This window comes from Aliidiomarina indica, assembly GCF_015354615.1.
GTDB classification, from domain to species: domain Bacteria; phylum Pseudomonadota; class Gammaproteobacteria; order Enterobacterales; family Alteromonadaceae; genus Aliidiomarina; species Aliidiomarina indica.
The window spans coordinates 1-25,304 of sequence record NZ_JACAVQ010000011.1; the positions used below are offsets into that span (position 1 = coordinate 1).

Annotated in this window: 19 protein-coding genes; 6 read left to right on the top strand and 13 right to left on the bottom strand. The window is 47.8% G+C overall.

What is annotated here, in order from left to right:
* Positions 1-127: 127 nt before the first annotated feature.
* From HXZ99_RS11765 to HXZ99_RS11775, 3 genes are all read right to left on the bottom strand, one after another.
* The gene (locus tag HXZ99_RS11765) at positions 128-2,611 is read right to left on the bottom strand and encodes a DEAD/DEAH box helicase family protein (protein WP_194757489.1); all 2,484 of its coding nucleotides are present in this window, start codon (positions 2,609-2,611) and stop codon (positions 128-130) included.
* Positions 2,612-2,752: 141 nt separating this feature from the next.
* Positions 2,753-3,379 carry a hypothetical protein gene (locus tag HXZ99_RS11770; protein ID WP_194757490.1) on the bottom strand — a complete coding sequence of 209 codons (627 nt, stop codon included), beginning with the start codon at positions 3,377-3,379 and terminating at the stop codon, positions 2,753-2,755.
* Positions 3,380-3,519: 140 nt separating this feature from the next.
* A complete protein-coding gene (locus HXZ99_RS11775; RefSeq protein ID WP_194757491.1) occupies positions 3,520-4,107 on the bottom strand; it encodes a hypothetical protein in 588 nt (195 codons plus the stop codon).
* Between the two features lie 766 nt (positions 4,108-4,873).
* Here HXZ99_RS11775 and HXZ99_RS11780 point away from each other — a divergent pair.
* From HXZ99_RS11780 to HXZ99_RS11790, 3 genes are all read left to right on the top strand, one after another.
* Positions 4,874-5,665, top strand: a complete 792-nt coding sequence (locus HXZ99_RS11780; RefSeq protein WP_194757492.1) for a type IV toxin-antitoxin system AbiEi family antitoxin — start codon at positions 4,874-4,876, stop codon at positions 5,663-5,665.
* Between the two features lie 223 nt (positions 5,666-5,888).
* Entirely contained in the window at positions 5,889-8,807 is a 2,919-nt protein-coding gene (locus tag HXZ99_RS11785) for a DUF4062 domain-containing protein (protein ID WP_194757493.1), read from the top strand.
* 28 nt (positions 8,808-8,835) lie between these two features.
* Positions 8,836-10,740 carry a hypothetical protein gene (locus HXZ99_RS11790; protein ID WP_194757494.1) on the top strand — a complete coding sequence of 635 codons (1,905 nt, stop codon included), beginning with the start codon at positions 8,836-8,838 and terminating at the stop codon, positions 10,738-10,740.
* 41 nt (positions 10,741-10,781) lie between these two features.
* Here the strand turns inward: HXZ99_RS11790 and HXZ99_RS11795 are convergent, their stop codons facing one another.
* Complete coding sequence (locus HXZ99_RS11795) at positions 10,782-12,224, bottom strand: hypothetical protein (protein WP_194757495.1); 1,443 nt, start codon at positions 12,222-12,224, stop codon at positions 10,782-10,784.
* Between the two features lie 334 nt (positions 12,225-12,558).
* On the opposite strand from HXZ99_RS11795, the gene HXZ99_RS12425 reads away from it, so the two are divergent.
* Entirely contained in the window at positions 12,559-12,819 is a 261-nt protein-coding gene (locus HXZ99_RS12425) for an antitoxin Xre/MbcA/ParS toxin-binding domain-containing protein (protein ID WP_194757496.1), read from the top strand.
* A 76-nt stretch (positions 12,820-12,895) separates the two neighbouring features.
* Entirely contained in the window at positions 12,896-14,110 is a 1,215-nt protein-coding gene (locus tag HXZ99_RS11805; protein WP_194757497.1) for a hypothetical protein, read from the top strand.
* A gap of 28 nt (positions 14,111-14,138) precedes the next feature.
* Here the strand turns inward: HXZ99_RS11805 and HXZ99_RS12430 are convergent, their stop codons facing one another.
* From HXZ99_RS12430 to HXZ99_RS11840, 7 genes are all read right to left on the bottom strand, one after another.
* Positions 14,139-14,552: an MBL fold metallo-hydrolase RNA specificity domain-containing protein gene (locus HXZ99_RS12430; protein ID WP_194757513.1), complete on the bottom strand. Its 414-nt coding sequence runs from the start codon at positions 14,550-14,552 to the stop codon at positions 14,139-14,141.
* Positions 14,553-15,746, bottom strand: a complete 1,194-nt coding sequence (locus tag HXZ99_RS11815) for an MBL fold metallo-hydrolase (protein ID WP_194757498.1) — start codon at positions 15,744-15,746, stop codon at positions 14,553-14,555.
* 666 nt (positions 15,747-16,412) lie between these two features.
* Positions 16,413-17,276, bottom strand: coding sequence for a YicC/YloC family endoribonuclease (locus tag HXZ99_RS11820; RefSeq protein WP_194757499.1), 864 nt, complete (start codon positions 17,274-17,276; stop codon positions 16,413-16,415).
* A gap of 96 nt (positions 17,277-17,372) precedes the next feature.
* Positions 17,373-18,017 (bottom strand): orotate phosphoribosyltransferase, encoded by a 645-nt coding sequence (gene pyrE, locus HXZ99_RS11825; RefSeq protein ID WP_194757500.1) that lies wholly within the window; start codon positions 18,015-18,017, stop codon positions 17,373-17,375.
* Positions 18,014-18,730 carry a ribonuclease PH gene (gene rph, locus HXZ99_RS11830; protein ID WP_194757501.1) on the bottom strand — a complete coding sequence of 239 codons (717 nt, stop codon included), beginning with the start codon at positions 18,728-18,730 and terminating at the stop codon, positions 18,014-18,016. Before rph ends, pyrE begins: the two co-directional genes overlap by 4 nt.
* Before the next feature lie 262 nt (positions 18,731-18,992).
* Entirely contained in the window at positions 18,993-20,660 is a 1,668-nt protein-coding gene (locus tag HXZ99_RS11835; protein WP_194757502.1) for a type 1 glutamine amidotransferase family protein, read from the bottom strand.
* A gap of 126 nt (positions 20,661-20,786) precedes the next feature.
* Positions 20,787-21,848: a CFI-box-CTERM domain-containing protein gene (locus HXZ99_RS11840; protein ID WP_194757503.1), complete on the bottom strand. Its 1,062-nt coding sequence runs from the start codon at positions 21,846-21,848 to the stop codon at positions 20,787-20,789.
* Positions 21,849-21,981: 133 nt separating this feature from the next.
* Between HXZ99_RS11840 and HXZ99_RS11845 the strand changes: the two genes are divergently transcribed.
* A complete protein-coding gene (locus HXZ99_RS11845; protein ID WP_194757504.1) occupies positions 21,982-22,443 on the top strand; it encodes a tRNA (cytidine(34)-2'-O)-methyltransferase in 462 nt (153 codons plus the stop codon).
* 164 nt (positions 22,444-22,607) lie between these two features.
* On the opposite strand, the gene HXZ99_RS11850 is transcribed toward HXZ99_RS11845, so the two are convergent.
* Together HXZ99_RS11850 and HXZ99_RS11855 are read right to left on the bottom strand one after the other, a co-directional pair.
* Positions 22,608-23,654, bottom strand: coding sequence for an alpha/beta fold hydrolase (locus HXZ99_RS11850; protein WP_194757505.1), 1,047 nt, complete (start codon positions 23,652-23,654; stop codon positions 22,608-22,610).
* Positions 23,655-23,777: 123 nt separating this feature from the next.
* On the bottom strand, positions 23,778-25,304 hold the full coding sequence (locus HXZ99_RS11855) for a sensor histidine kinase (RefSeq protein WP_194757506.1): 1,527 nt from the start codon (positions 25,302-25,304) through the stop codon (positions 23,778-23,780).

Here is a 25,304-nt window from a genome sequence, read left to right on the forward strand (position 1 = left end):
CCTTTCGTGCACCAATCGTAGAAAAATTTTCAAACTTTCATTGTTCATACAACATCCTTTATAAATACCCTTCTAACGCCGCGTTCAGCGGATTGTCCGGTGCAACGCTTTGTTAGGCGAATCATGGTTAGAGATCATGGATCGACCGCATATCAAGAGTGCTTAATACTTCAGGAAATATCAGGTCCCTCTGAGCAATCGTATCGTGAAGTTGATGTGGCAATGTGAGCGCAACGGAAGCATTTGCGGCATCAGTGAGAGCCGCAATGAGCCGCTGAGATAGCTCTTGAAATTGCGATAGCTCGACAACACACACGTTTTCAGCTGGGTTAGCGTTATCGGTAGCGCCGACAAGTGGGCCGACAAATATCGGTATGATGTGTGTAGCGACAGTGTTATTTCGGACCCACTGAATGTGATCAGCCATCTGCCCCACTTCCTTCTTGTTGTACTTCGACTCAGCTAGTTTGTCTGTTTTCGCTTCAATGCAAAAAGCAACCTCACCGTCAAGGTGCCAAAGCACATCGGGCCCAGTGCCGTGTTCTTTATCTGGACGACATGAGACCAAGCCCAACATTTGCCCAAGCACCCGCAAGGCCTCTTCCGTCTGGGAAGATGTCCCACCGCCAGCGAGCGAGGCGAACTGGACATTCATGTTCTTGGGTGGAGCTACAGCACCACCAACTGGAGTCGACATTTGACGCACGATGTTCACGACTTGGGGACTAATTTGCTGGCCTTCTATGGCTTCGCGACGAACTGGTGGTATGTTCGGTTGGGATAAATGAGCCCTCTCATAGAGGGCTTGCGCAGAATCAAGATCGCCAAGGCACTCGTGGGCGAAGCCAAGCCATAGTGAATGCCAAGCGCCTGTATATGGGCTGATATTAAATGCAGTTTGGAGACTATCTGAAAGTGCTTTCAGGGCGTTAGTAATATCACCCTGCCACATTGAGTACGCATACTGGGCTTCAGCCTCCGCAACAGTTCTTAGGCTATCGAGATCGCCCTGTTGCGCTTCGGCCTCGGCCCCTTGCATGAAGCTCTCATACGTCCCCAGCCACCCTTCATTCCGAGACAGGCAAGCGTCCATCGCTGAAGCGATATCTTGAACCGTGGTGCACTGATTCGAAATCTCATACCCAAGAAGAAGCTGCTTTTGAAGAAATGCGGGAAGGATGGAGGCGTTCTTTGGCACCAGCACCCACTCGAGCAGTTTCTTGCCAGTTAACAAGACAACGCCGTGATCACTCATACCTCGAGAGATGCGACCGAAGCTCTGCACAATGCGCGAGGCAATCGCCGAGCGTAGGACATTATTAAGGCCAAGCGACTCCCATTGAAATTTTTCAAGTGGCCCGACGCCCATTGGCAAGTCGTCAACCACCATCACTCTGCAAGTGTCGCCTGGTAAATCGACGCCGTCGTAACGAGCAGCTAACAGTAGCTTAACTGCGCCATTAGCAGCTTTGAATTGAGCAACGTGCTCCGTCACCGTCTCTTTAGGCGGCGGCTCCGCGATTGTCTGCCAGATTTCAGCCCGGCGATAAGTCGGCACCAAAATTAAAGCTTTTCGCTGCTCGATTAAACTGGCTGCGCTCGCGACTCCATCCGTCTCGCCATCAAGCCGTGACGGCATCCCAATCAGTCTCTCACATTCACCAGCCGTGGTGGTTGGCGCGATCAACTTGTCAGGTGACCTTCCAAAAGTTCTGGCGAAGGCGTCTGGGGCGGAAAGTGTCGCCGAAAGGTAGAGTCGCCGCACCTCGCCTTGGAAATAAGGCAAGGTCAGGACGGGTACGAACGGTGGAGTAACGGTAATCGACCCAGAGGTAAGCAGAAAACAACATTGGTCGATATAGTCCCGTAAATGCGCCCAATCGAATTTTGTTTCAACTTGAGAATGAAGATTGGCTTCATTGAAAAGACGGTTAAGTTCAGCACGTGCCCTTCTAGTTTCGAATGGAGGCACAAACAAAACTCGATCACCGGCACCGGCACGCGTCTCCTCAAAAGAACCTGCCTTGCCTATGTTCCTGAAGTAATCTGAAAAAAGAGCGAAGGTTGCTTCGTAAAGAGCACCGAATGAGGATTTTGCTATGCGCAAAGAAAAGTGGTCTCTTAGCAAATGCTCTGCAGCATGGGCGTCGTCAAAAATTACTGCGGACAATTCTTCTCTGGCAAAAACGGACATGCCGTTGAAGAGCGCCTGGTATGTGGTTATGCATGGGCCTACACATCGAGCAAACGCATCATTGGAATAGCTTCCACGTACGTAAGTTGTTACATCCAGGCCATATCCACGGGCTTTTTCCGCAGTTTGCTCAACAAGTTGTATAGAGCTGCACGCATAAACGATTTTGCCCTTGGTCTCATTGACAAGAGATTGAGCCGCCAGAAGTCCAACGAGCGTCTTTCCCGCGCCTGTATTCAGAACGATCCCGACGTCTGAGCATTCACGCACCTCATGCCACCCTCGTAGAGCATCGCCCTGCGCTAACCACAGGTCATTAATTCCTTGGTCGGTGACCTTTAGCTTTTGAAAAAGCTCGATTGGATCGACAGGGCCACCGTCTTTGCTCGGTGGCTTGATTTTCGTGAAATCGATCAATACTTTTCCTCCCTACGAGGCTACACAATGCGACCAACGCCCGCCATAAACGGCGCGAGGAACGAGCGTTCGGCGACCGAAGGGAGCGAAGGGAGCGAATTTAATGGCTTTGTTAGAAATACTTAGCACCGAACCCACCTACTATTTAATAGTAATTTTTATAGCGCTAGCTAACGTTGGGTACATGACTTCCAGCAACTTATTCGCAAGTGGTGAAATTTCTATGTTATTGGATCGACGAAGTTTTAAATTAGGCATGGGGCAAGTAAAAATAGGTTCTCCGGATGGCATTTGGTCCATCAAGAAACGAGCTTTAAGTACCTGACCAGGATTAATATGATTCGCCTTGATTAAACATGTCTCTCCATCCTCACGCTCAAACTCCCAAAAAGTGTCATACCCATCAGGTATATCATCAATGTAAGCTGGAATAATATAAGTTGCATCCCTTGACTCGATTTTAAGTGGCGGACTCTCAATAGCGACGTTCCCGGAATTTATAATATCCACCTCCAGCAAAACTAACTCATCGATAACTTCATCCTGATAAGACATGGTTATTTGGTTAGCTTCACGAAATCGACTTTTGTCCAACAACGGAGTCATTCTTAAGCGATACTGAATCTCCATTCTCTTCATAGAGCGACGAGCCAATGAAGCCGAGACAATCCAGCTTACAACACCCACAACTAGCGTTACCACCACAGCGGTAATGGCAATAATGTCACTTGTAGAAAGCTGGAACACTGCTTCTGAACTTTCAGTCAAACTATGTTCTCCTTCGTATTTCTAACGCCCTGCTTAGGGGCGGAAACACATGGGCTAAAATTAGGAGCGAAGCGACGCCGCCCATGTGTTTGCGTCCCAGCGAGCTTGCGAGCGACTACAGCAGATTGTTAGGTTTGTGCTTATTCAACCTTTTTTCCGCCTTTTGCAAGGTCATTGGTGATAGCACAAACTGCCTCTTGAAGCTTTAGTAATCCTTTTGGAGTAACTTGAATACGGTCATGCTTGACGATGTACAATTCCTTTCTTTTGTTAAGAACAGACGATAGTTTTTCATAATCCTTTGAAATAGAAAGACGACCCGCAACGTGTAAAAAAGAATTACGGACGAGTTGAGCATCTAAAAGTAGTTCGTAATGCTCATAGTCGCCTAGCGGGACTCCTAACAGCTCCTTAATCATTGGTTTAAATTTTGCGATACCGTACCCTGTTGCGAGATCCTTTGTTTCCCAACATTTTACTTTTTGTAGCAACAGAAGAGTCTCTTCTAAATGACCAAAAAACAATAGAAATGTTGTTTTTCTAAGCTCTTGGGAAAATTGGTTGGAATAAACTTCTTTCCAATAAAGCTTCGAAGAGTTATCAACTTCATCAGACTCTAGCAACTGGTTCAGATTTGCAGACATCGCTTTTTTGACATGATTATGAAAAAGCACGTGCCATTGCAAGTTAGTTCTTGTTGCTAATTCCAAGCCTATGTCGTCATTCAAATTAAAAACTTCCTTGAAAAACCTAACATTTTAATACTATGCACGCCTCATATCCCCAATACACCGGCATGCACACTTTGTCGTTTTAACCTTGCCTGTTATCTACCACAGATTCACCCTAGAGCCCACATGGATAAAGGATCAAAAGCCTGAAAACAAGCAGAAATAGACCACAGCAACGCAGCGAAACGAGAATTCAAATAGGCGAAGAAAAACTTATGAGGAAGGCTCTTCCTTGAGGAAACCACTGAGCTGGCTCAATAATCGCTCGCCATAATTCCGTCGGCGTGCTTTTTACTATTCTTTGAGATTACTAAAACCACTGCTGCCGGACAAGCGCAAATTGTGGGTAAGGCTATTCATTCTGAGTAACATGAAGAATATCGACAAGTTCAGTCGTCCTGTAAACCAAAGACAATTAGGATGTTGACTGAGTCCCTCAGCGAAACGGAAGCACTCCCTCCCTTTCTGTAATCAAACTTCCTTGCAAGAAATTGTCGGACGCGTCCGACAATTTAGTCGGCGCGCTCCGACATTCGCTTGTGCTCTACAAGAAAACCTCACTTATGTCGCTATTCTCGACATGAAACGATCATGTGTCGGGAATTTTGCATTTTTTCGGCACATTCTTGCGGCACCTTCGTATGTGGCGAAGAACTTAACGGTTTACTTATTATAAAAAGTTAATACCTAGGGTGTTAGAATTTTGAAATTTCCAAACCGATCGGTTTACATCTAATGCATTAGTCACAACCTAGGTATTGCAATGTCATCGAAAATAAACTGGCTGATAACACACACAACCCCGGGATCGCTCGTTCTTCAGCCATGGCTAACTAAGAATGGTGTTAGCTACTCTTTGGCTCAAAAGTATACAAAGAATGGTTGGCTGAAGAAGATCAGTGCAGGTGTTTACTATCGGCCCGGCGCTAACGATAAGGTTAAGCCCAGCTGGGTTGATGCCATACAAGCAATGGAAGTTCAGTTGCATCATCCGGTTCATCTGGCAGGTCTTAGCAGCCTGACTCACCAAGGGTTAAGCCACTATCTAAAACTGGGTGAAGACAAAATATGGGTTGGTGTGGGAAATAAACAATCGCTGCCAAAATGGTTTCGGGAGTTTCCTGATCAACATTGGTTTTACTCTACTACTAAAGGTCTCAGACTTGATCCCCTTAAAGATCTTAAAGTTCTGAAGATCAATGGAAAAGAAGTGAGGGCAAGCACCCCCGAACTGGCTGCCTATGAAGTGGTTGATGCCATCAATAAGCAGATCTCTTTCGAACACGCATCGGAGCTTTTTCAAGGCTTAGTAAACCTGAGCCCAAGAAAGGTGCAATCTATGCTCGAGCGCAGTCATTCCGTCCAAACGAATCGAGTGTTTTTGTTTCTAAGCCGCCACCTAGAGCACGCATGGGCGCAACACCTTGTCGAAACGAACATCGAATTAGGGTCGGGTAAGCGCCAAGTTGTGAAAGGTGGCCGTCTTGATGAACGGTACCAAATTACCGTACCTGAATCGCTGAGTGACAAAGGGAAAATGCAACAAAATGGATGAAGAGAATCCGTATTACAATCAGGTGATGCTACTCCCCCTCTGGCAGAATAGTTAACACTACTTAAAATTTAACCCTTGCCGTTTACCGGGAAAGCCAGAATGCTGTAGCTAAAAGCTGTTTCACTAATTGGGAAGTGGGCAGGCTGGCCAATTTTACTTGACCACTACACTGGATATCCATAGCATTTAAGATTGCGTGGAACAAAAAAGAAAGGATGCCAATTTGCAAGGAACTACGCCAAAAGAACGATTGCGAATATTTCTCTCTAGTACATTCCAAGATCTGCAAGCTGAAAGAGATTACGTAAATCAAACACTCCTCCCTCAACTACAATATCGGTTTAAACAGTATCCAATTCACCTTGAGCTAGTCGACCTGCGGTGGGGGATAACTGAACTAGATGATCCTCTGTTGTCTCAACAGGGCATTATAAGTAGTTGCTTATCTTTGGTTAAGGCGTGTAAGCCCATTTTTCTGTGCATTCTAACTTCTCATAGTGGTTGGGTACCATCGCAAGAAATTATCGAAGATATCGCACTGGAATACGGCTTGCCCTTATCAGAGTTAGAAGGGATATCAATAACGGAGTTGGAATGTCGTGTGGCTTTGCAAATTCTGCATCAAAAGCCTAAAGCCTATCACCTCATCGTTATCGAGAAATGCACATCCGAGCCTATCACTCGATCACGAAAGGCGCTTCGGAGTGCATTGCAGAGAGCTAATGTTACGCCTATTCTCTTTTCTGATTTAAGTTCACTCCAGTTAACAGCAAATCATACCTCAGACCCATCGTGCCTTATTCAAATTATTTCTACCGAATTGATCGCACATATCGAAAAATTAATACCATTGTTCGAGCATAGCGACTTGAGTATTTCGGAGAAGAAATTTGATAATGATCGATTTATTGAATTTCGTAGCTACTCAGAAACTAGAGAGAAAATAGAACGCATTTTTCGCTCCAGAGAAGATTGTATAAGTGTCCACTTAAGTGGCTCTATCGGATTAGGGAAATCAACATTCCTTCATTATTTAGAGAAGAGCTATCTCGAGATAGGTAGGGTTGCCCTCAGTGGTTTTTCAAGTTTTGCACACGCAAATGATTTCCATGGCTTACTCAAATCTTGGCTATGCATCACCAACGATTGCATAACATCCGAACTTGAAGAGGAAGCCTTACCGAGAGAGCAGTTTGACGAGTACTCAGAACAAGAACTACGCGACGAGCTGCTTAGAGCACTTAGAACCGTTTCTACCGTATCGTCCGTGTATGTTTTAGTTGATAATGTTGAGACTCTAGATGGTAACTGGTTGCTGTACCTCACCAAACTGCGCCTTGTACTGAACCAAGTAAGATTCATCTATATCATGAATGAAACTCGCGATGTAGAGCATGTAAATTTACTTCTTAAAAATTCAAATTCGATACATTTAGAAGTTCCATATTTACGTATCGAAGATGCAGAAGCCCTTATTAGATTGCAGCTTAAAAGTATCGGAAAGTCGTTTTCTGATAAGTTTATTGAATCACTATCACAAACAATCGAGCTATCTCCATCAACAATAATAAACGCTGTGAAAGCGTGTAACGAGTTTGATTTTAATGATATTCGTAGCGCACTCGAGAAATACCCCAATGCACGATATAGCGTAGCAATGGAGGATTACATCCTCGATACTTTAGGTAACTCATATGGAACTTTCCTCCCTCATATAGAACGGCTTTATTCCTTTTATGGTGAAGAGACGACTCAAGAGGTTATTCTATTGGTCAGTGTCGGAACGGTATTAGCTAATAGTCCACCCAGTAGCCCCATAAAAAGTAACATTCTCAACGGTTTTAGTTATCTGTTTACTACGATCTTGAATGAAGATCCTAAGAACGAAATGGTTATCGGCAAATTTCAGGCCTACTGCGACAATGGTTCAAGTCATGCTTTCGCAATATGGGCGGATCCACTCTATATCGAAAGCTTTCTGAGTCCAATAGTTCTGCACGGTAATGGTGTAGAAACTATTGAAGAGAAAGTTCATAAATTTATCGGGCATGTTCAAGACTCAACTCAATTGACTAGAAGTGTAAAAGATATAACAACTGCATTTCTCTGCGCTCTTAGCTACAAATCAACTTATTTAATTGATTACGTAGTGAACTCCGAGGAAATCGAGAGTGAAAGCCTTTTGAGGTTCATACACAGCTTCGATATAACATGGCGAAGAAGCTGCAAGAACCGTATCGTCTCTCCTGCTCATAAGGATTTAAATCCTACGATAATCACTCGATACGAAAAGTGGATATCCATGCTTAATAGAGAGTTTATCGTCCCACAAGTTGACACACCATTGGTAGAAAGAGACTGGTATGACGCTGATGCTTTGATGTTCGAGATGGAAAAGCATGGGGTACTGAAAGAAAACAAAGATCTTAGACTCGAATACCTTCGATTGCACCTTATACTTCACCGAAATTATTGGGAGTCAGAGCCTACTCATAGTTGGAAGATTGAAAAATACTTTGACGAGTTGATTTCGTTTGGTGTCCATACAAAAAAAGAATTTTCAAGCATTATCCAAAATGGGGTTGAGCTTAAATTTTTACCAAGCGCATTTTTTTGGTCCGAAGGTGAATACAGTGACATCATAAATGGGCTAAATCAGGCGATTTTGGAATATGTAAGAAAACTTTCATTGAATCTCATGAACTATGAAATACGCGTTGAAGACCCGTCACCATCACTTATGAAGCTCATATCGATCGCCTCCTTCTTAGACCACATGGCAGATTCAAAGCAAGCCCAGATTATAGATGCGCTCCGTGAGGTAGTCGAGCATGACTATAACCCGACAATAATAAATGGAATGCTTATCACTATCTTGAAAGTATACCTGCATCAAGCAACGAAGCTTCCGGGTGATGAGAGCCTTAGGCAGCTCAAAGATTCACTTCTTTCGGCTAAGCGTGAGCTTAATCACTATATTGCGCAACAAAATAGTCCCGCTGACTGCACCCCACTCTATCAAGTCGCACTCATATTTTTACGTACTGAAGTATTCGTTGATCGTGCAGAAAGAGAGTCGCTTGAAAGCTACGAAGCTGGACTAAAAATGGAAGTGGATTTCGATTCGATCTTTGATAATTAGCGCTGATAAACAAATTGAGTAGAATTATATGAGAAGCGAAGAAAGATTAGGTATTAGTTTCAGAACTTTGAAGGCAGTTTCTTGGCTTAGCGCGTCTTTTGTTGCTGTATTTATGATTTCCGTTTGGGGTTTTCTTCAAATCGGACATTCTATGGCCAGTTCCGTATACTTTTCATTGCAACTCATTGTGTTGGATGGACCAGCGCATCTCCATGATCAATGGTCCGTACCACTAATAGTTGCAGCTTTTTTGCTCCCAATGTATGCGATTGTCGCTTTTTTGGGGCTTCTTTTATCAGTAGTGAGTCTTCAGTGGAATGTGCTCCGAACGCATATTTCCCCGCGGTCACGAGTATTTTTAGGAGGTGGTCAGCTCAGTTTATCTTTGCTACAAGCTTACGCGGACAATTCTAGTAAAGACAAGAACGCACCCATTGTAGTCACTAGAGAATCATTAAATAGGCGGACTTTCGCGCTTAAGAAAGGTCAGCGTCCATTGTGGTTTAGACAGGATTTTACAGATTTAGATGTTTTGAAGCGCCTACGCTTGGAGAGTGCCAACATCATTTATGTGATCAGTAATAATGAAAGCGAAAATCTGGATGTTGCAAGGAAAATAATCTTGCTTGTCGAAAAACATAAGAAACGCAAACAGCCCCGTTTAGTTATTCGTATTAATCAAAGTGCAACACATTCAATTGCAGCGGAAGAGCCTGCTTTTCTCGAATATCAATCTCATGGTGGGATTACTTGGCTGCACTTTGACGATTTAGCGGCTCGACAACTTTTAAAAAGGTTTCCCCCTCCTATCAAGCCATTACAATACGCCCAACCACTACATATTGGTATCGTTGGTCAAAGCGGGTTAAGCGAATCCCTGATTCTACAACTCGTAAAACAGTATTTTCCGATTGCTCAGAGTGAGCTTAGGTTAACTTTTTTCGGAGAGTATCCAGAACGTTTTTCTCAGTTTCTTTCAGATCACCCCGTTTTAAACGCACATACAGGTACAGCAGGTTTTGCTGGAATCGCACCTATCGTTACACTTAAATTTGTAGAAATAGGCACCAATGGACTAACGCCCGATCTACTTCTCAACACCATTCGTAACGACAGCGTTTGTCCGCAACTATTTTACGTCACCACGCAAGAAGACCTTCAATCTCTTGCATTCACCCTAACTACTAAACAAGCAATCCTAGCTAATGATTTCGAAGCGCAAGTGATTACGTGCTTGCAAGGTGATCATATTGCGGACGGTCGGGACGCCCTATTACTTTTACCCAGTAATAAGGAAAAATCTGGAACGGACTTCAGCTGCTTCCACAGTATTAAAGACGTATTTAATGCCAATGAAAAATACCCAGGTGAAGCAACAGACGTTTTGGGAGTTTATGTTCATGCTGCCTATCGCTCTCTCGGGCAAGAATATCAAGGTAAAAATCTCGAAGAGACAGTATACTTAGCCAAAGCTGAATGGAAGAACGATTTGCCTGAGAAGTTTCGTGCCTCAAGTCGTGCAAGCGGTGACCACATTTTGGTCAAGCTGAGATATATGGGCTTCGACCTAACTACAAAGAAGCAGAGGCATGAACAAGACGACACAAACTCTCACTCCTTATTCTTACAAGAGCTAGAGTCGAAAATCGACGAACAACTATCGGATCTTTTAAAAATTGAACACTACCGATATTGTGCGGAGAGATTCATAGATGGTTGGTATTCACACTCAAGTAATCGAAAAGATCTAAAGCTTAACGCAACACTAGTTTCATTTGATAAGTTACCTAAATCTGAAATACATAAAGACGAAGTGATTATTCGAATGATTCCGCAGATACTTAGTCAGCCCGACCTCCAGAAGCGCTATCAACTCTTAAAAAAGAATAGCTTATTAAGCGATAATCATGGGGACGGGTTAGCGGGGGGGTGACAACTAGCTTGTAAAACACCGAGGATACCAACACTACAGTGCTACGCACTCAATGGATAGGTCCTCTCAACATGATCATAAGTACTTCTAACGAATTCTCTCGCTTCTTGAGACTCCATTTCAGTCTCATCTAGAACTTTCAACAACTTCCTACGAATCACAATTGGATCATAGCGTTCGCGGCATAAACTTCCAATGTTCATCGATAGATCAAGAGCCAAATTCAAATTTGTCGCTGCAGAAAACGGGCGATAGCTCATCAAGGTCTTTCCGCCAGCATGCAATCTCTTTTTTTTCTGGTGTTCAGCTAACTCAATGAAAGAAGAAATCCCGGCATTAATCAAGGTTACTATCTCTTGATTAGCGACTTTCTCAAGTTGCACATGCGAGGTGTATGCGGCGGCAATAATTTGCGCGGCAATACCGCGTAAGCTTACCTCCGTACCCCCGTGATATGGTATGGATTCTATTGAGTCACTTCTCTTACGACAGAGTTGTTTCGATATATTGAACGCCGCATGCCCCCATTCTGCCGCTCGTGGTGTATTTTTCGCAAAGCTCTGCTTCAAACAGGTAATAGCAAGCTCTAATCGTAGTGCTGGTGCATCATCAAATTTACGTTCTAGCTCATACTCCTGAACTAGCTCGATAGCGTTTATGTGGTCTTCAGCTTTACTAGATAGAGTTTCAATAGTTTCCAAACATTTAACTGCGGCCTTATACTTCACAAAATTTTTGCAAGCTGAAACCAGACGTAAGCCCGATCTCCACATAAAAATCCCACTGACTGCTTCAGCTGCATTTATAGACAAAACGCTCATAGCTGTGCTTGGAGACACGCCTTGAGACACCAACCAGTCATATAAGGAGCCACTTCCAACTGGCAGGTATGGAACACCATGAGGTGTCCAAAAATCTCTCATCCAAACATGATTCGCCCATTCCAAAGCCCCCACGGCACCATATTCTTCATAAAGTTGCATCATAGCGTCCATGTCATGGCCGTGGTGCAATCTATGAGCCCAGCCGCCAGCGACAGAGTAACCAGGCGCCGCATCCATCCATGCACTTATTTCTTTTGCTTCTTCAGGATTGAAAACTCTTCTTAACCATGTTTGAACTGCTGCATTATCATGATCCATTAAGTCTCGGGTGAAGCGAGTAACCTCGGTAGCATTTTGAAATACACCTGCAGCAGTCGCAAAATATACCGCAGCATATTGAGCATGTTTCGCAATTTTCTGCTTTTCAAGCTGGACAAGTGGGTTAGCTGAACTCTTTAGTTCAGATATACGGTCTCCACCAATCAATGAGGTTCGGTCTTCTACATATTCGTTGAAACTTTCAGAAATCTTGCTTGTTGTCTTTCTAGTCACATCTTTAACTTTGCCAAAGATCTTTGATTCTTCTACAGAGGAAGCCCCATGCTTGGCTGCGTCTTTTACTTTTTTGTATGACGTTAGAAACTTATTTTTTAAGTCCATCCGCCCTCCCCTCAACTATTTGTAATCAGAAATATTATAATTATTTTTACTCGAGGCTTCTCTCTGTGCGTGTATAAACATACACTTAATTAGAAGCAATTATTTGTTTAATGTGTCTTTGCATAATAGCCTTAACCACGTAGACATAAAATCCGTACATCAAATTTTACTGAAACTCAGATCCTCGGGACTTTGAAATGAAGCTAAGGCCTCATCAGCATAACGGCGGTATGAGTCCAGATAACGCAGAGCAAAAATATTAGAATGACTATAAACCGGTAGCCAGTTTTCTGGACCACTACACACTGTTTGATTAATCAGACAAGTGCTGAAAATGCCGGGCTCGACAGCTTTAAATCGGCGCAAGCACAATCGCTTTACCACAGCAGAAAGTGACCGGATTTACGCTCTGGTTATTGTTGCCAACGCCGCATTCTCTTTTTTTGAGGGGAATCGGAAAGCTGCGTGTCAGTGGTTAAAATCTCCCTGCCTAGCCCTGGATATGAATTCCCTAATTGAGACCCTTAACACTTTTTTCGGTCTCCAGCAGGTACTTCGATTGATCCATCGTTTAGAGCATGGGGTCTACTGCTAGCTCGGTAGCCCGCTAAAGCCAACTATATTTGACAGCTTTATTGACGGATAAGACCAATTAAGGTCATGGAGATGCCATGTCATCTGAAAAGAAATTGGCCGCGCCTGGAAGCCGGTCTACACCATTATTGCCAAATCTGAGTCATACGAGAAAACTGCTCGGTTTAACAACTAGTCTCACACAAATGCTCGAACAAATGTGTAGTTCACTGGAAATTGATTTACCCTTATCTCGAGCAACAAAATATAAATTCAACGACTTAGCACGTTTACAACAAGTCGGTCAGAAATCACGCGATAAAGTTACTGTATTTCTCCAGCAAGCGATATTAGCTACTAATAGCCCTGACTTACCGCTTCCGAGTGTGCAGGAATACACTGGGGGCGCATCCGAAACAGGTTGGATCGGAGTGGCTCGTGTTTTAAATCAATCACGAAGCGACCAGAGGCAATTGAAGTATCTCATTAATTTTATCGAAAGCCGCATCGAGCTAGAGCGCAACCTTTTAAATCAGATTTCTCTCTCGAACTCACCACAAAATATTGTGTCTGATAACTATATCGCACTGCTACAGAGTCAGACACTCATTCCCGAGAGCTCCTTGCGCTGCGCTCACCTGATTCTGAATGAGCAGCGGCATTCGTGTTCAGAAGAAGATGTCGCCCTTTGGCTCTGCTACTCAAGATTGGATTTCTATTTTTCGGCCATCGCTTTGCTTGAGCTTGGATGGCTGGATTTTCTTCGTCAGATTTCACCAGAAATGCTTGAAAGAAAACCATCGTGGTTTGAGCACGGAATTATGAGTTCTTTTATACAGCCGTTAGTAATTGAGGGTGACAAAGTTGAGCTCAAAGATTCATTTGAGCTTTTCCTTAAATGGCTTGCCGAAGACATTGGAACTTCGCCGTCTAAAAGTCGGATAACATTATACGAAATGGCCTCATACATCCCCATAGAAAGTAGCGACGAGACCGCTAATGGGTATGACTTAGAAGAGAAACGTCGCGACTTGCTCAAAGATTGGCGCAAAGGAAAGCTCCCCAGCTATAGTAAATTTCGAGGCTTTATTAAGAACCTTCGCAGTGCGCGTCAAAGCATGGTTGAAGTCGATCTTCTAACGGATATCGGCGTGGCGGTTATGGCTATCGACCGACTATTTTTAGAGATTTTCGAGGACTTGCAGCATTTTCAATCGGTCCAATGTTTTCAAGCTTTTAGTCGAAGTATTGAACGCTACCCCGAATACTATAGACACTTTCAATCCAGCTACTCAAAAAAACAGGGGGCATAGATTACCCCCTGTTGTTCCGATGCCTGTGCTACAACTTATACTTATGGGCTCGCTGACTCGGTAGTTTAACGACTATCGGTTCTTTGCCGTTTCTCTCATGAATCGCCTTTTCTAATGCTTTCCGTTCATTGTCATTGCCATGTTGAATGAAAATGCATGGCGCCGTACGTTTGCTTTCGCCTTTGAAACTCCAAAATAGCCAATGCAAGAGCCCTGTTTGATCCGCATGACCTGAGTAACCATTTAAGGTAGTAAGTTCACAAGATATCTCTCGAATTGGAATATCTAGATTGGCGCTCTCTATTTGAATGCTCCCCCGAAGCCGCCGTCGTTCACTCTGCTCGACACCCTGCAGTTGAGAAAGCTGCCCAGCGACCGAGCTCGGACCAGAAAACCCCGTAAGGCAAATAAGGCTATTGGAACTGCGAACGATCGTTGGCAGTCAATGCGTGACTGCTCCGCCATCACAGCTACCAGAACTTGCTATAATTATTTGAGGAGCGTTCTCTGGTATTTGTGCTCTTTGGCTACGTTCCGAGATAACTCGAACCTTTGACGTCCATGACTTTGCAATCTGATTACCAAAGAGCCCCGCATATTCGGGAAACTTTGGCTCTTCACCAAGAGTCACTCTCACTATGTCAATCAGCCTGTCTACCTGATTTGGGTCAGTATCGTCGAGCTCAAACCAACGAAAAATTTGTTTTCCTAGCCATAAAGGGCGTGCTTTTTTAAAGGATTTACCAGTTAATTCGGTACGTTCGAGCGCCTGTAATATGATAGGAGTAAGCTTGTTTGCTGTGGGGGAGTCGAGCACTACTGTAATATTGGAGTATTGCTTTGGGTTTGAATTAAGAACCCAATGCAAATCAAAGAGCAGATCTTGTGCTCTTCCGAGTGAGAAAGAAGGTAACAACGCCCTGCTTTTATTTGCTGCAACTTGATCACACAGATTCTTAATCTGATTCCAACGATACTCAACGGTTTGCTCCTCCGTAGAACGAACTTTTCCTCCGTAAGTAGACTCGATAACAGCATAATCGAATTCTTGTGGTTTCATGATGTGTCTTAGCAAAGGCAAGTGCTCTGAATCTTCGTTGCAGACACCTAGGTCACCCGAGAAAATAATTTTTTTCTGCTTACTCGCCTTGAAGTCACCCCAGTACACACCAACTGCAACGGCGCCGATAATATGGCTCGTTCGGTAAAAGTTAATAAAGAGATCATCGCCAACCGGATGAAGAGCGCCGCCTAGCAATGATTTTCCTCGCGGCTCAAACCATTTTATTTTTGCTACATCGCTTTCATCATAAAAGGCACCTAGTTTTGTAGCATCAACAAGCATAACTTTAGCTATCGCTGCAGTTTCTGAAGTGCAGATGACCTTGCCCTGAAAACCCCTTTTATATAGAATAGGGATAAGTCCGCAGTGATCCATGTGCGCATGCGTTAGTAAAACAAATTTAATTTCGCTTGGCTCAAATGGCCAGTCAATTCCCTGATTCCAAATATCGGGATTGCCTTCACCCTGCTGGATGCCACAATCAACCAAAAAGTTCCAACCCTTTTCTTTATCGTGCATCCAAGTGCAAGACCCAGTTACTCGACCTAACGGCCCCAAAAACTCAATATTCATCTATGTATTACCTCGATTAGTTAATTCGAGGCAATTCTCTCTTGTGAGAAAATTGAGCAATAGGGGGGTTGAGAGTCTAAGTTTCAAAGGTAATGCTGCAACTGATGATTCTTACACCTCCTCAAATTCACTCCTAATCCTCATTTTTGAAGAAAGTTCTTCCTAAACCACTGTTTTCGTTCTTCTGCTGTAACACCAACCGCCGCGCTGCATTTATACGCTGCATGAGAATCCCAGCCCAAGGGCCATCGTTTAAACAGGTGTTTTTGGCATGCGGAACATTTCCTCGAGATGTCCACTTCCCCTCAGCTGAGACCGATTTAATTCGAGGTTTCTGCAATAGAAACAGCAGGGGACTGCTATAAAAAGGGAACGACTAGAACACCTGATACGTATTTGTGGCTTGAAGCAACAGCGGCCGTTCATTGTGGATGTGGTCAACGAACCTATTCATGCTTAACAACACGAAGAATATCGACATGATGAGATTACATGTCGATTTTTAAGGCTTTTATCGACACGTTATTCTTCTCTCGCTTCAGAATGATGTCGCAGCCAGCTCATAGTTATCGTCTAAAAATGGATCTGTTGGAGATGTTCGAGAGCGCAGCGCTAAATAAAAAAGCCCCTGTCGGGGCTTTCTTTCTTCAGATCGATTCCACCACATCACTCAATATTCTGAATCTGCTCCCGCATCTGCTCAATCAACACCTTCACCTCAACCGCGGAATTGGTAATCTCCGCGTTAATGGATTTTGAGCCGAGGGTGTTCGCTTCGCGGTTGAATTCTTGCATCATAAAGTCGAGGCGTCGGCCGCAGGCGCCGCCTTTGCGTAGGATGCTGCGGGTTTCTTTGATGTGGGAGTCGAGGCGGTCGAGCTCTTCGGCGACGTCCATTTTTTGCGCCAGCAGCACCATTTCCTGGGTGAGGCGTTCCGAGTCGAGTTCAATTTTGGCTTCGTCGAATTTATTGCGCAGACGCTCGCGCTGCCATTCAATCACTTCCGGCATGCGACCGCGCACTGTGCTGGCCTCTTCGCTAATTAGCTCTAAGCGGTCTTCAATCAGCTTGCGCATGTTGCTGCCTTCGCTGGCACGGGCGTCGATAAAGGCAGCGAGGGCGCGTTCAAATCCGGCAAGAAGTTCTGCTTGAATGGCGTCCATGTCGGCTTCGGCGGCTTCAAGTACGCCAGGCCATTTTAGGATGTCGAGCGGGTTAATCGACGCTTTTGCGCCGTTACTTTGCACCCATTCGGCGCTGCGTAATACCGCTTGAGCGAGGCTTTCATTTACGCGAAGTTCGCTGGTGGCACCGGGGTTGGCGTTAAAACGTAAGGAACATTCTACTTTGCCGCGGTTAAGCGCGTTGCGCAGGCGATCCCGAAGCACGGTTTCCATGCTGCGAAATTGTTCGGGCAAGCGGAAGAAAGTTTCCAGATAGCGCTGGTTTACTGAACGGAGTTCAAACACGGCGCTGCCCCATTCTGCTTTAATTTCTTCGCGCGCGTAGGCGGTCATGCTGTAGATCATGTGGGTTCCTTTGGTTCTATGCCATTTGTGACCAACGCGGTGCGTTGGCTACGGGGCCATTTCGATACCTGACCAACGCGGTGCGTTGGGTACGGGTTACGCGATACCATATTGCGCGCGGTAGCTGCGCATGCTTTCGAGCATGGTTTCTTGGCCCGGTTGCTCAGAAAGATACTCGATAATATCACCTAAGGTGACAATTGCGATCACTGGCGCGTTGTAATCTCGTTCTACTTCTTGAATCGCGCTAAGTTCACCGCGGCCTTTTTCCTGACGGTCAAGGGCAATCAACACGCCGGCAAGCGATGCGCCGTTGGCTTCCACGATATCCATCGACTCGCGAATGGCGGTGCCAGCGGTGATCACGTCATCCACCAACATAATGCGTCCATTCAAATCCGCGCCCACGAGGCTGCCGCCTTCGCCATGGTCTTTCTTTTCTTTGCGGTTAAAGCAGTAAGGCACGTCTTTTTGATAGTGCTCGTACAGGCTCACCACGGTGGCGCTGGCAATGGGAATGCCTTTGTAGGCGGGGCCGAACAACACGTCGAATTCAATACCAGAATCATTCAGGGCCGCGGCGTAATAACGCCCAAGCTTGGCTAAATCGGCGCCGGTGTTAAACAACCCGGCGTTAAAGAAATAGGGGCTAGTGCGGCCTGATTTCAGGGTAAATTCACCAAACTTGAGCACGCCCTTGCCGAGGGCAAATTCGATAAATTCGCGTTGGTATTGCTTCATGTGTTCAGGGCCTCCTGTTGAATGTCGTTAAGCTCACGAATGGCGTGTTTGGCCAGCTCCACCATGCTGTTCATTTCATCAAACGAGAAGGGTTCGCCTTCGGCGGTGCCTTGAATTTCGATGATTTTGCCGGTGTCGGTCATGACCACGTTCATATCAGTTTCTGCGGCGGAATCTTCTGGGTAGTCGAGGTCGGCTACGGCTGCGCCTTTGTAGATACCGACGGAAATTGCGGCCACCATGCCTTTCATCGGGTTCACTTTCACCAAGCCTTTTTTGCGCATAAAGCTCACGGCGTCGGCGAGGGCCACACAAGCGCCAGTGATGGATGCGGTGCGGGTGCCGCCGTCGGCCTGGATCACGTCGCAATCGACGGTAATGGTGTTCTCACCAAGGGCTTTTAAATCGACAATGGCACGCAATGAGCGGGCGATAAGGCGCTGAATTTCCATGGTGCGACCGCCTTGCTTGCCGCGCGCTGCTTCGCGATCGGAGCGGGTATGGGTGGCGCGGGGCAACATGCCGTACTCGGCGGTAACCCAGCCTTGGCCTTTGCCTTTTAAGAAGCGCGGCACACCTTCTTGTACGCTGGCGTTGCAGAGTACTTTGGTGTCACCAAACTCAATGAGAACGCTGCCTTCGGCGTGGCGAGTGAAGTTCCGAGTGATAGTTACGGGGCGAATTTGTTGCGCTGTACGGCCACTTGGACGCATGAGGTTACCTCAGTGGTTGCTGAATGGTGGGCGAAAATCGGGGGTATTATAGGCGATCGCGCCGCCCGTAGCCAACGCATTGCGTTGGTTCGGGGTTCGGATTGGCTACCTCAAAACTCGAGGCGCCGGCAGAAGCGCCTAGAGCAAGGCATAATTGGAGCGATTGAGGGAGCGTACACGCAGTACGTGACCGATTGAGCTTCAATTATAACGCAGCTATCGGGGCTTCTGATAAGCCACCCTCACCAACGCGGTGCGTTGGCTACTGTATACTCATACCAATCACGCCGTTAATCACCTGACACCTCGCCCGCGACAATTCCAACTCACTATCATCGCTCACGCGCATCATCAGCTCAAAGTTCTCTTGCAGCAGGCGCAGCTCGTTGCGGCCGCGGCACACGGTATCGATGTTATCGAAGATGCCGGAGTCGCCGAGGAAACGATTCGTGGTGCTCTCAGGGCGCACAAACTCTTGTGGAGCCATGACGGCATCCACCAAGCGTCCAGCACTGATTCGCCCTAAAGTGCCGGTGCGTAAGTAATGGAACGTCGCTGCCAACATGCTTTCTGAACCTATCGCCCCTTCGAGCAGCATCACGCCTTCGCGGCCGGTAATTTCAAAGGCGCCGTTCGTGGTGTTCATCAGTACAGCGGTGTCACGGTCGATACCCATCGCCAGTGGCGTGGTGGTTTCTGCGGCAAGGCGTAACAACCGACCTTGGCGTCCGCGATGCGCCACGTCACTGTCAACAATGCCAAAGCCGGCAAAGCCTAAACCACCGAGCGGCTCGTAGGTTAGGCTGTTCACATTCATGCCCCGCGGGCAGGTGTTATCGAGGTTACAATCCACGGGCGGCGGACGTCGGGCAATGGCCCCTGCGCTCAAGGCTTCGCGACTGTGACCATTGGTAATCATGTTGGCGCTCACTAAGGCATTGGCGCCTTCACCGGCACCGCCCACGGCAAGTGTTCCTGCGCCAAAGCGTTCTTGCATGGCTGCCAGCACTGGCGTTGCACGGTTATCGAGCACGAGCGCTTGTTTCAAGCGATCGGCACTGCCGCCGGTGATGAACACGGCGTCCGCATTGTCCAACATCTCTTTCCATGCGTTGGCGTCGCGACAATAGGCGAGCTGTTCGTTATGACGCGCTGGGTTCACCCGATCCCGATCATAGTTGCCGCTGAGCTCACGACGCAAAGGTTCCAGATCTTGGCAGCGGTTGATACTTTGCGCGCGGGTAACCGCGACATCGAGGGGTAGCCAACGGGCGTCGGCGCCCGCTTGATTAAAGGCTTGCACGTGGACATCTACCGAACGGAAACTATCACGCTCACCGGCAGTGATAATCAAAATACGCGCTGGGCGTTCGTGGGCAATACCGTGCAAAGATTCGGCCATGGCCACAAACTGGGTAATGAAGTCGGCCGAATGGTCGGCGTTCATCGCCAAGTTCACCACTTCATCGAGGCCCTCTAGGCGCGGCATTTCTAAGTTATCGAGGATGCGATTGTATTCTGCGTCGGAGAGACGCATCAGCAAATCAAGGTAGGCGCGCGAGCGAAAACGGTCGACGAGACGGTGCTCGGGCACCACGCCGCGGGCAAAATAGTCCACCATTTCCGTGAGCATAACGGCCACTTCCTCACGAATGGTTTCGCGATCTCGTGGCCAAATGGCCTGACGTAAGGCGTTGCGACGGCGAACGTCGGTAAGCTGGAATAAACGGGTGGTGCGCATCTCGTTGGCATTAATCCACTCGTCGTTATCACAGTAATCCGAGTTCATGCTCGAACAAATGCGAAGCTCACTACCTACGAGCATAAGATTCCATTTCGGATCTTGCGGGCTACTGGACTCTGCGGTGGCGCCAGCACTAAAGCCGAGCGCGAACACCAACAGTACACCGTTCCAAATTTGTTTCATCACAACACTACCTTTTGCCTGCGTTCCGAGGATGTGACGCGATTATCTCACGGAAGTTCCGATCTCACCAATTCATTGCGCTCCCCGCATCGCGTTGGCCTACCCATCGTACCCAACGCACTGCGTAGGTTACGCGACCATACTCTGCAGATCTCGCACCATGCGGTGATACAAGCGCTGGGCCGTGGTGTGCATGCCCGCTTTCACAAGCAACGCGGTGGGTAAAATTCCGGTCCAGTAGGTTTTCAACCACTGCCATTGACTATCGCTGCGACGATTGACTGCCTCCACAATAGCCGGCGCAATATCATAGTATTCGCTTACAAGAGCGCGCCCCTCACTGTTTTGCAGCAAGAAGTTATCGCGAAATCCGCGTAGAGTTTCGAGTTCCCAGCAGTTATCAGCAAGCCCAATGCAGTGCACTGTAGCGGTGGTGAGGAAGCACTCACTGAAGGTTTTTACGCGACAATCACCATCCATCGCCGTTTGCCACAAGGTTTGATGCTGTTGTCCGAGGAGCGCCTGAAACCTTTCAACTTCATCCGGACCTAAAGCGACCGCACCCACGGAGACGGTTTCATTGTTTTGCCGTATTTTAAAATCAATGGCCACATAGCCACCACGAATCCACATATCCACAACTTCAGCAGCTTCATCCTCGGTAAAGTGTGTTCTTGCGCGATCATCACCCCGCCAATCGTTGGATATATCGTGCGGCACGAATTCTTTATCGCTCAGATAAATGCTCGTGGTGGTGAGCTGGCTGTAATAGTCTTCGTGATCGGTGTTCGGGAACATGACGCCAAAGCCATCAACTTCCGTTTCCACTCGATTCTGCTCGTTATAGTATTTGTAGCTTAAATCGAATTCCATGGTTGCGCTGCGCACTGCCGCTAAGTGATCTGGATTATCAGACTCCATGTAATAGACGTCATCATTCGCGGGCATGACCCGTTCTAAGGTTGTTCGAAAATGGGCGTTGATGGCGCGATTGTTTGATGAATACAACGACGTGCTAATTCGAAAATCACCGAAGGCCTCGCGTTCGCTTTCACAGGGGGTCAGCGCGTCGGCGAGCGCATCCTCCCAGTTCTCAAAATCTTGTGCGGCAACTTGAGATAGGGCGAACACACCAGTGAGCGCCAGCGCGGCACGAAGACGTGGAAAGCGGATTTTATGTGGATGCTTCATTCTATAATTCTCTCCAGTTGGTTGACGACACGTGTACTCACGTGCGAGACAGCGTAAGACACCGACAACCTGACTGGCGGCTTTATTAAATCACCGTATAATAGTGCGCAAATTCAACGGCCCCGTATTGGTTATGTTTCACATTGCGCTGCATACTCCGGTAATGCCTGCAAATACCGGTAACATTATTCGTCTGTGTGCAAATACAGGCTGCCAATTACACCTGATTGAACCCCTTGGGTTCGATTTTGAGGAGAAAAAGCTGCGTCGTGCGGGCCTCGATTATCATGACTTGGCCCTAGTAACGCGCTACCCCAATTACGACGCCTTTCTCAAGGCCATGACAGGAAAGCGAATATTTGCTTGTACCACTAAGGGTAGTCAAAATTACGCAAAAGTGAATTTTGCCGCCGATGATGTGCTTTTATTTGGCTCGGAAACCGCTGGCCTGCCGCCTGAAATTCGTGACGCCTTCGCCCCCGAGCGCCGCATCCGCATCCCCATGCAACCAGATTCCCGCAGCCTCAACCTGTCAAACTCCGTCGCCGTCATCACCTACGAAGCCTGGCGCCAACTCGACTTCCCCGGCTCCTAACCAGGTTTTTCCACCACGAAAACAGAGTTCCGCCCCAGGGGTGGAACTCTTATACCCCCGTGATAAAAGGGCTGCAGCGAAACCGGCACGGGACGAAAACAGAGTTATGCCCCAGGGGTGGAACTCTGTTTTCAGCCGTTGTGATGCCTGCGTGGTGGGGGGGGTTACTGGGCGAAAAACTCGAGGGCGGCGTCGATGGCCATGTTCCGGCGTTCGTCGCTTTCCATCAAGATCTCGTGATAACTGCCGGGGATTTCCTTGAGGCGCGATTTTTCATGGGTCAGCCGGGATGCAAAGATTTGATGTCCGCGAGGGTCGACAATCTTATCGGCGGTGCCCGATAACACCAAAATTGGAATCTCTATTTTATGAGCATGGGCAATACATTGCTCGGCGGCCTCGAGCGCTTCGGTCACCCAATGGGTGGTCGGTCCGCCCACTCGAATTTGCGGAAAGTCTGTATACATGCGGCTAAAATGCTCGTAGCGCGCTTCGCTGTGGGTCAGCTTATTTTCAGCAAACGGCAGCTTTTGATAATCGCCGGTGCCCGGCGCATACCAAAACTTACCCGGCGTGATGAGTCGATTCAGGGCAGTGAGCGAGCGTGTTAACGGCGCCGCAAACCACTGCGGCCAAGGCGCTGTATTAATACCAAACATGGGTGCGCTCAGCACCAACGAGGCAATGTTATGAGGTTTATTTTGCGCATACATGGTTGCAATCGCACCACCCATGCTGTGCCCAAGAATATGCACGGGCAGATCACTCATACGTGGTGTTAACTCGGCTATCCAACGTTCAAAATCGTGAGCATAATCAATAAATTGATTCACATGCCCCTGCTCGTGATGTGATGTTAAGCGTTCAGAATGGCCTTGCCCACGATGGTCGATAAGCGCCACAGAATACCCCGCAGCCACCAGCTCCAGAGCCACTTCCTGATACTTAAGATAGCTTTCTACCCGCCCCGGCGACACCAGAACCCAAGCCTTAGGATGGGGGTGCGCCAGCACGCCGTAATAAATTTGCGCGCGGTCGAAGCTGCGAAACTCCTCGTGTTCCACCCGACGAGAGAACGCCTCAAGATGGGTGCGAGACCATTCGTCCCACGCCGGATCGGTGTCGCCTGGACGGTGCGACAATACGCGTTCAGCAAGTGCATCAAGCGCCAATTCGCTTGCACTGACATCAAATTCTACTTCGTCGCTCATAGCTTTCGCATTCCATTTTTCACGTCTCGTTTCATCCTACCCAACCCCCCGCAACGACACAACAACCAATTCCACCCCTGGGGCGGAACTCTGTTTGTGCGGCGCTTTAAGGGGGTACCCAGGTTAGGCTTTGATGGGGAAGGCGATGGTGACTTGCAGGCCGCCGTCGGGGTGGTTGTGGGCATCGATGTCGCCGCCGAGCACGGCGGTGGCGCGTTGGCACAAGGCCAAGCCAAGGCCGACACCGGCACCATGGTGACGCGACGGGTCGCCACGAAAGAAGGGCGCAAACATTTTCTGGCGCTGTTCTTCAGTCACCCCCGGGCCTTGATCGCGCACGTGAATTGCCAGCCATGGCACGCCATCGCGCTGATGAGTCTCGGCGCTCACAAACACCTCACCGTCCTCGGGTCCGTACTGAAAACCATTGCGCACTAGGTTTTCCAAAATTAGTCGCAGCAACACCGGGTCCGAATCAATCTCTGGCAGTGCTTCGCTTGGAAGATGCAAGCGGCCGCGCCAGCTCTCGTTCACGTAATACAAATCGCTCTGTAAGTCTTCGAGAATATCCATCACCGAGAGCTGCTCATGCACCAACTTATCAAGGCCATTCTCAAGGCGCGATAACCACAAAATGCTATCAATAATACCGCTCAAGCGATAAATATCCTTTTGCAGCTGCATATAGTTGCGATCCCCGTCGAGGCCTTCACTCTCGATTAAATCGAGGGCCACTTGCAGACGCGCCAACGGTGAGCGTAGCTCGTGGGAGACATCACTTAACAAGCGCCGCTGCGCATCACGAGAGGTGGCAAGCTCCACCGCCGTCCACCGCATGGTGCGCGCTAGTTCACCTAATTCGTCTCGGCGCTGAGGCAAGCCCCGCAACTCTGGTTCCGCGGAGCCATTGGCAATCTGACGCATGGCATTTCGAAGTAAGCGCAACGGCCGCACAAACCACAAACCGAGAATCAGTGCCCCCAAAAACGACACGGCAACGGCGAGCATGACGAGGTTCGGCAACCACTCTTCGTCAGGCTCTTGAAACTGAGCGGCAATTTCCTCCGCCGTAGAAGGGCGACTTACTACCACCCACCCTTCATTGCTGGCCATGGGCCCACCTAAGGTACGCTCGCCAAAAATAAGTTGAATGGGTTCTTCGCTTTCCAAGATACGCACCGCAATGGCCAGCTCTTGTTGGGTAAGCCCCGGCGCAAACCGCGCTTGCGGCCGCTCCGCAGCGTCTTCCTCAACTGGCACGGGCTCTTCGCTATCGGCGTTCCCCCTACCCGAAATCAGGTACTCAATCTCCAATCCATGCGCAGCAGCGAGCGCCGATAAATCATCCACGGGCTGAGACTGCGGCTCAGGCTCAACCTCCTTGGCCATCACAGCCGGCTGCAAGGCAACGATCCGATACTGACCCACCAATAATCGCCCTGGCTGGAGCAAGCCCACGCTGGAAGGATGCAACAAGATAGGGTCGAGGGACCGGTGGAAGTCTTCCGCTAATGGCTCAGGCCCGGGCGGGCGCACAAGATAAAGAACCGCAGCAAGCGCTGCGGCCAAGGTAAGAAGAATTAACGCCCAAAACAGCGCAAGGAGACGGAGTGTTAACGACTGATACCAGCGCGTGCGGCCATGGGGCAT

Coding starts and splice junctions, on each gene's coding strand:
- HXZ99_RS12425 (WP_194757496.1), top strand. CDS start 12,559: ATGCCGGGCTCGACAGCTTTAAATCGGCGCAAGCACAATCGCTTTACC.
- rph (WP_194757501.1), bottom strand. CDS start 18,730: ATGCGTCCAAGTGGCCGTACAGCGCAACAAATTCGCCCCGTAACTATC.
- HXZ99_RS11850 (WP_194757505.1), bottom strand. CDS start 23,654: ATGAGCGACGAAGTAGAATTTGATGTCAGTGCAAGCGAATTGGCGCTT.
- HXZ99_RS11845 (WP_194757504.1), top strand. CDS start 21,982: ATGTTTCACATTGCGCTGCATACTCCGGTAATGCCTGCAAATACCGGT.
- HXZ99_RS11815 (WP_194757498.1), bottom strand. CDS start 15,746: ATGAATATTGAGTTTTTGGGGCCGTTAGGTCGAGTAACTGGGTCTTGC.
- HXZ99_RS11795 (WP_194757495.1), bottom strand. CDS start 12,224: ATGGACTTAAAAAATAAGTTTCTAACGTCATACAAAAAAGTAAAAGAC.
- HXZ99_RS11820 (WP_194757499.1), bottom strand. CDS start 17,276: ATGATCTACAGCATGACCGCCTACGCGCGCGAAGAAATTAAAGCAGAA.
- HXZ99_RS11805 (WP_194757497.1), top strand. CDS start 12,896: ATGTCATCTGAAAAGAAATTGGCCGCGCCTGGAAGCCGGTCTACACCA.
- pyrE (WP_194757500.1), bottom strand. CDS start 18,017: ATGAAGCAATACCAACGCGAATTTATCGAATTTGCCCTCGGCAAGGGC.
- HXZ99_RS11855 (WP_194757506.1), bottom strand. CDS start 25,304: ATGCCCCATGGCCGCACGCGCTGGTATCAGTCGTTAACACTCCGTCTC.
- HXZ99_RS11790 (WP_194757494.1), top strand. CDS start 8,836: ATGAGAAGCGAAGAAAGATTAGGTATTAGTTTCAGAACTTTGAAGGCA.
- HXZ99_RS11840 (WP_194757503.1), bottom strand. CDS start 21,848: ATGAAGCATCCACATAAAATCCGCTTTCCACGTCTTCGTGCCGCGCTG.
- HXZ99_RS11780 (WP_194757492.1), top strand. CDS start 4,874: ATGTCATCGAAAATAAACTGGCTGATAACACACACAACCCCGGGATCG.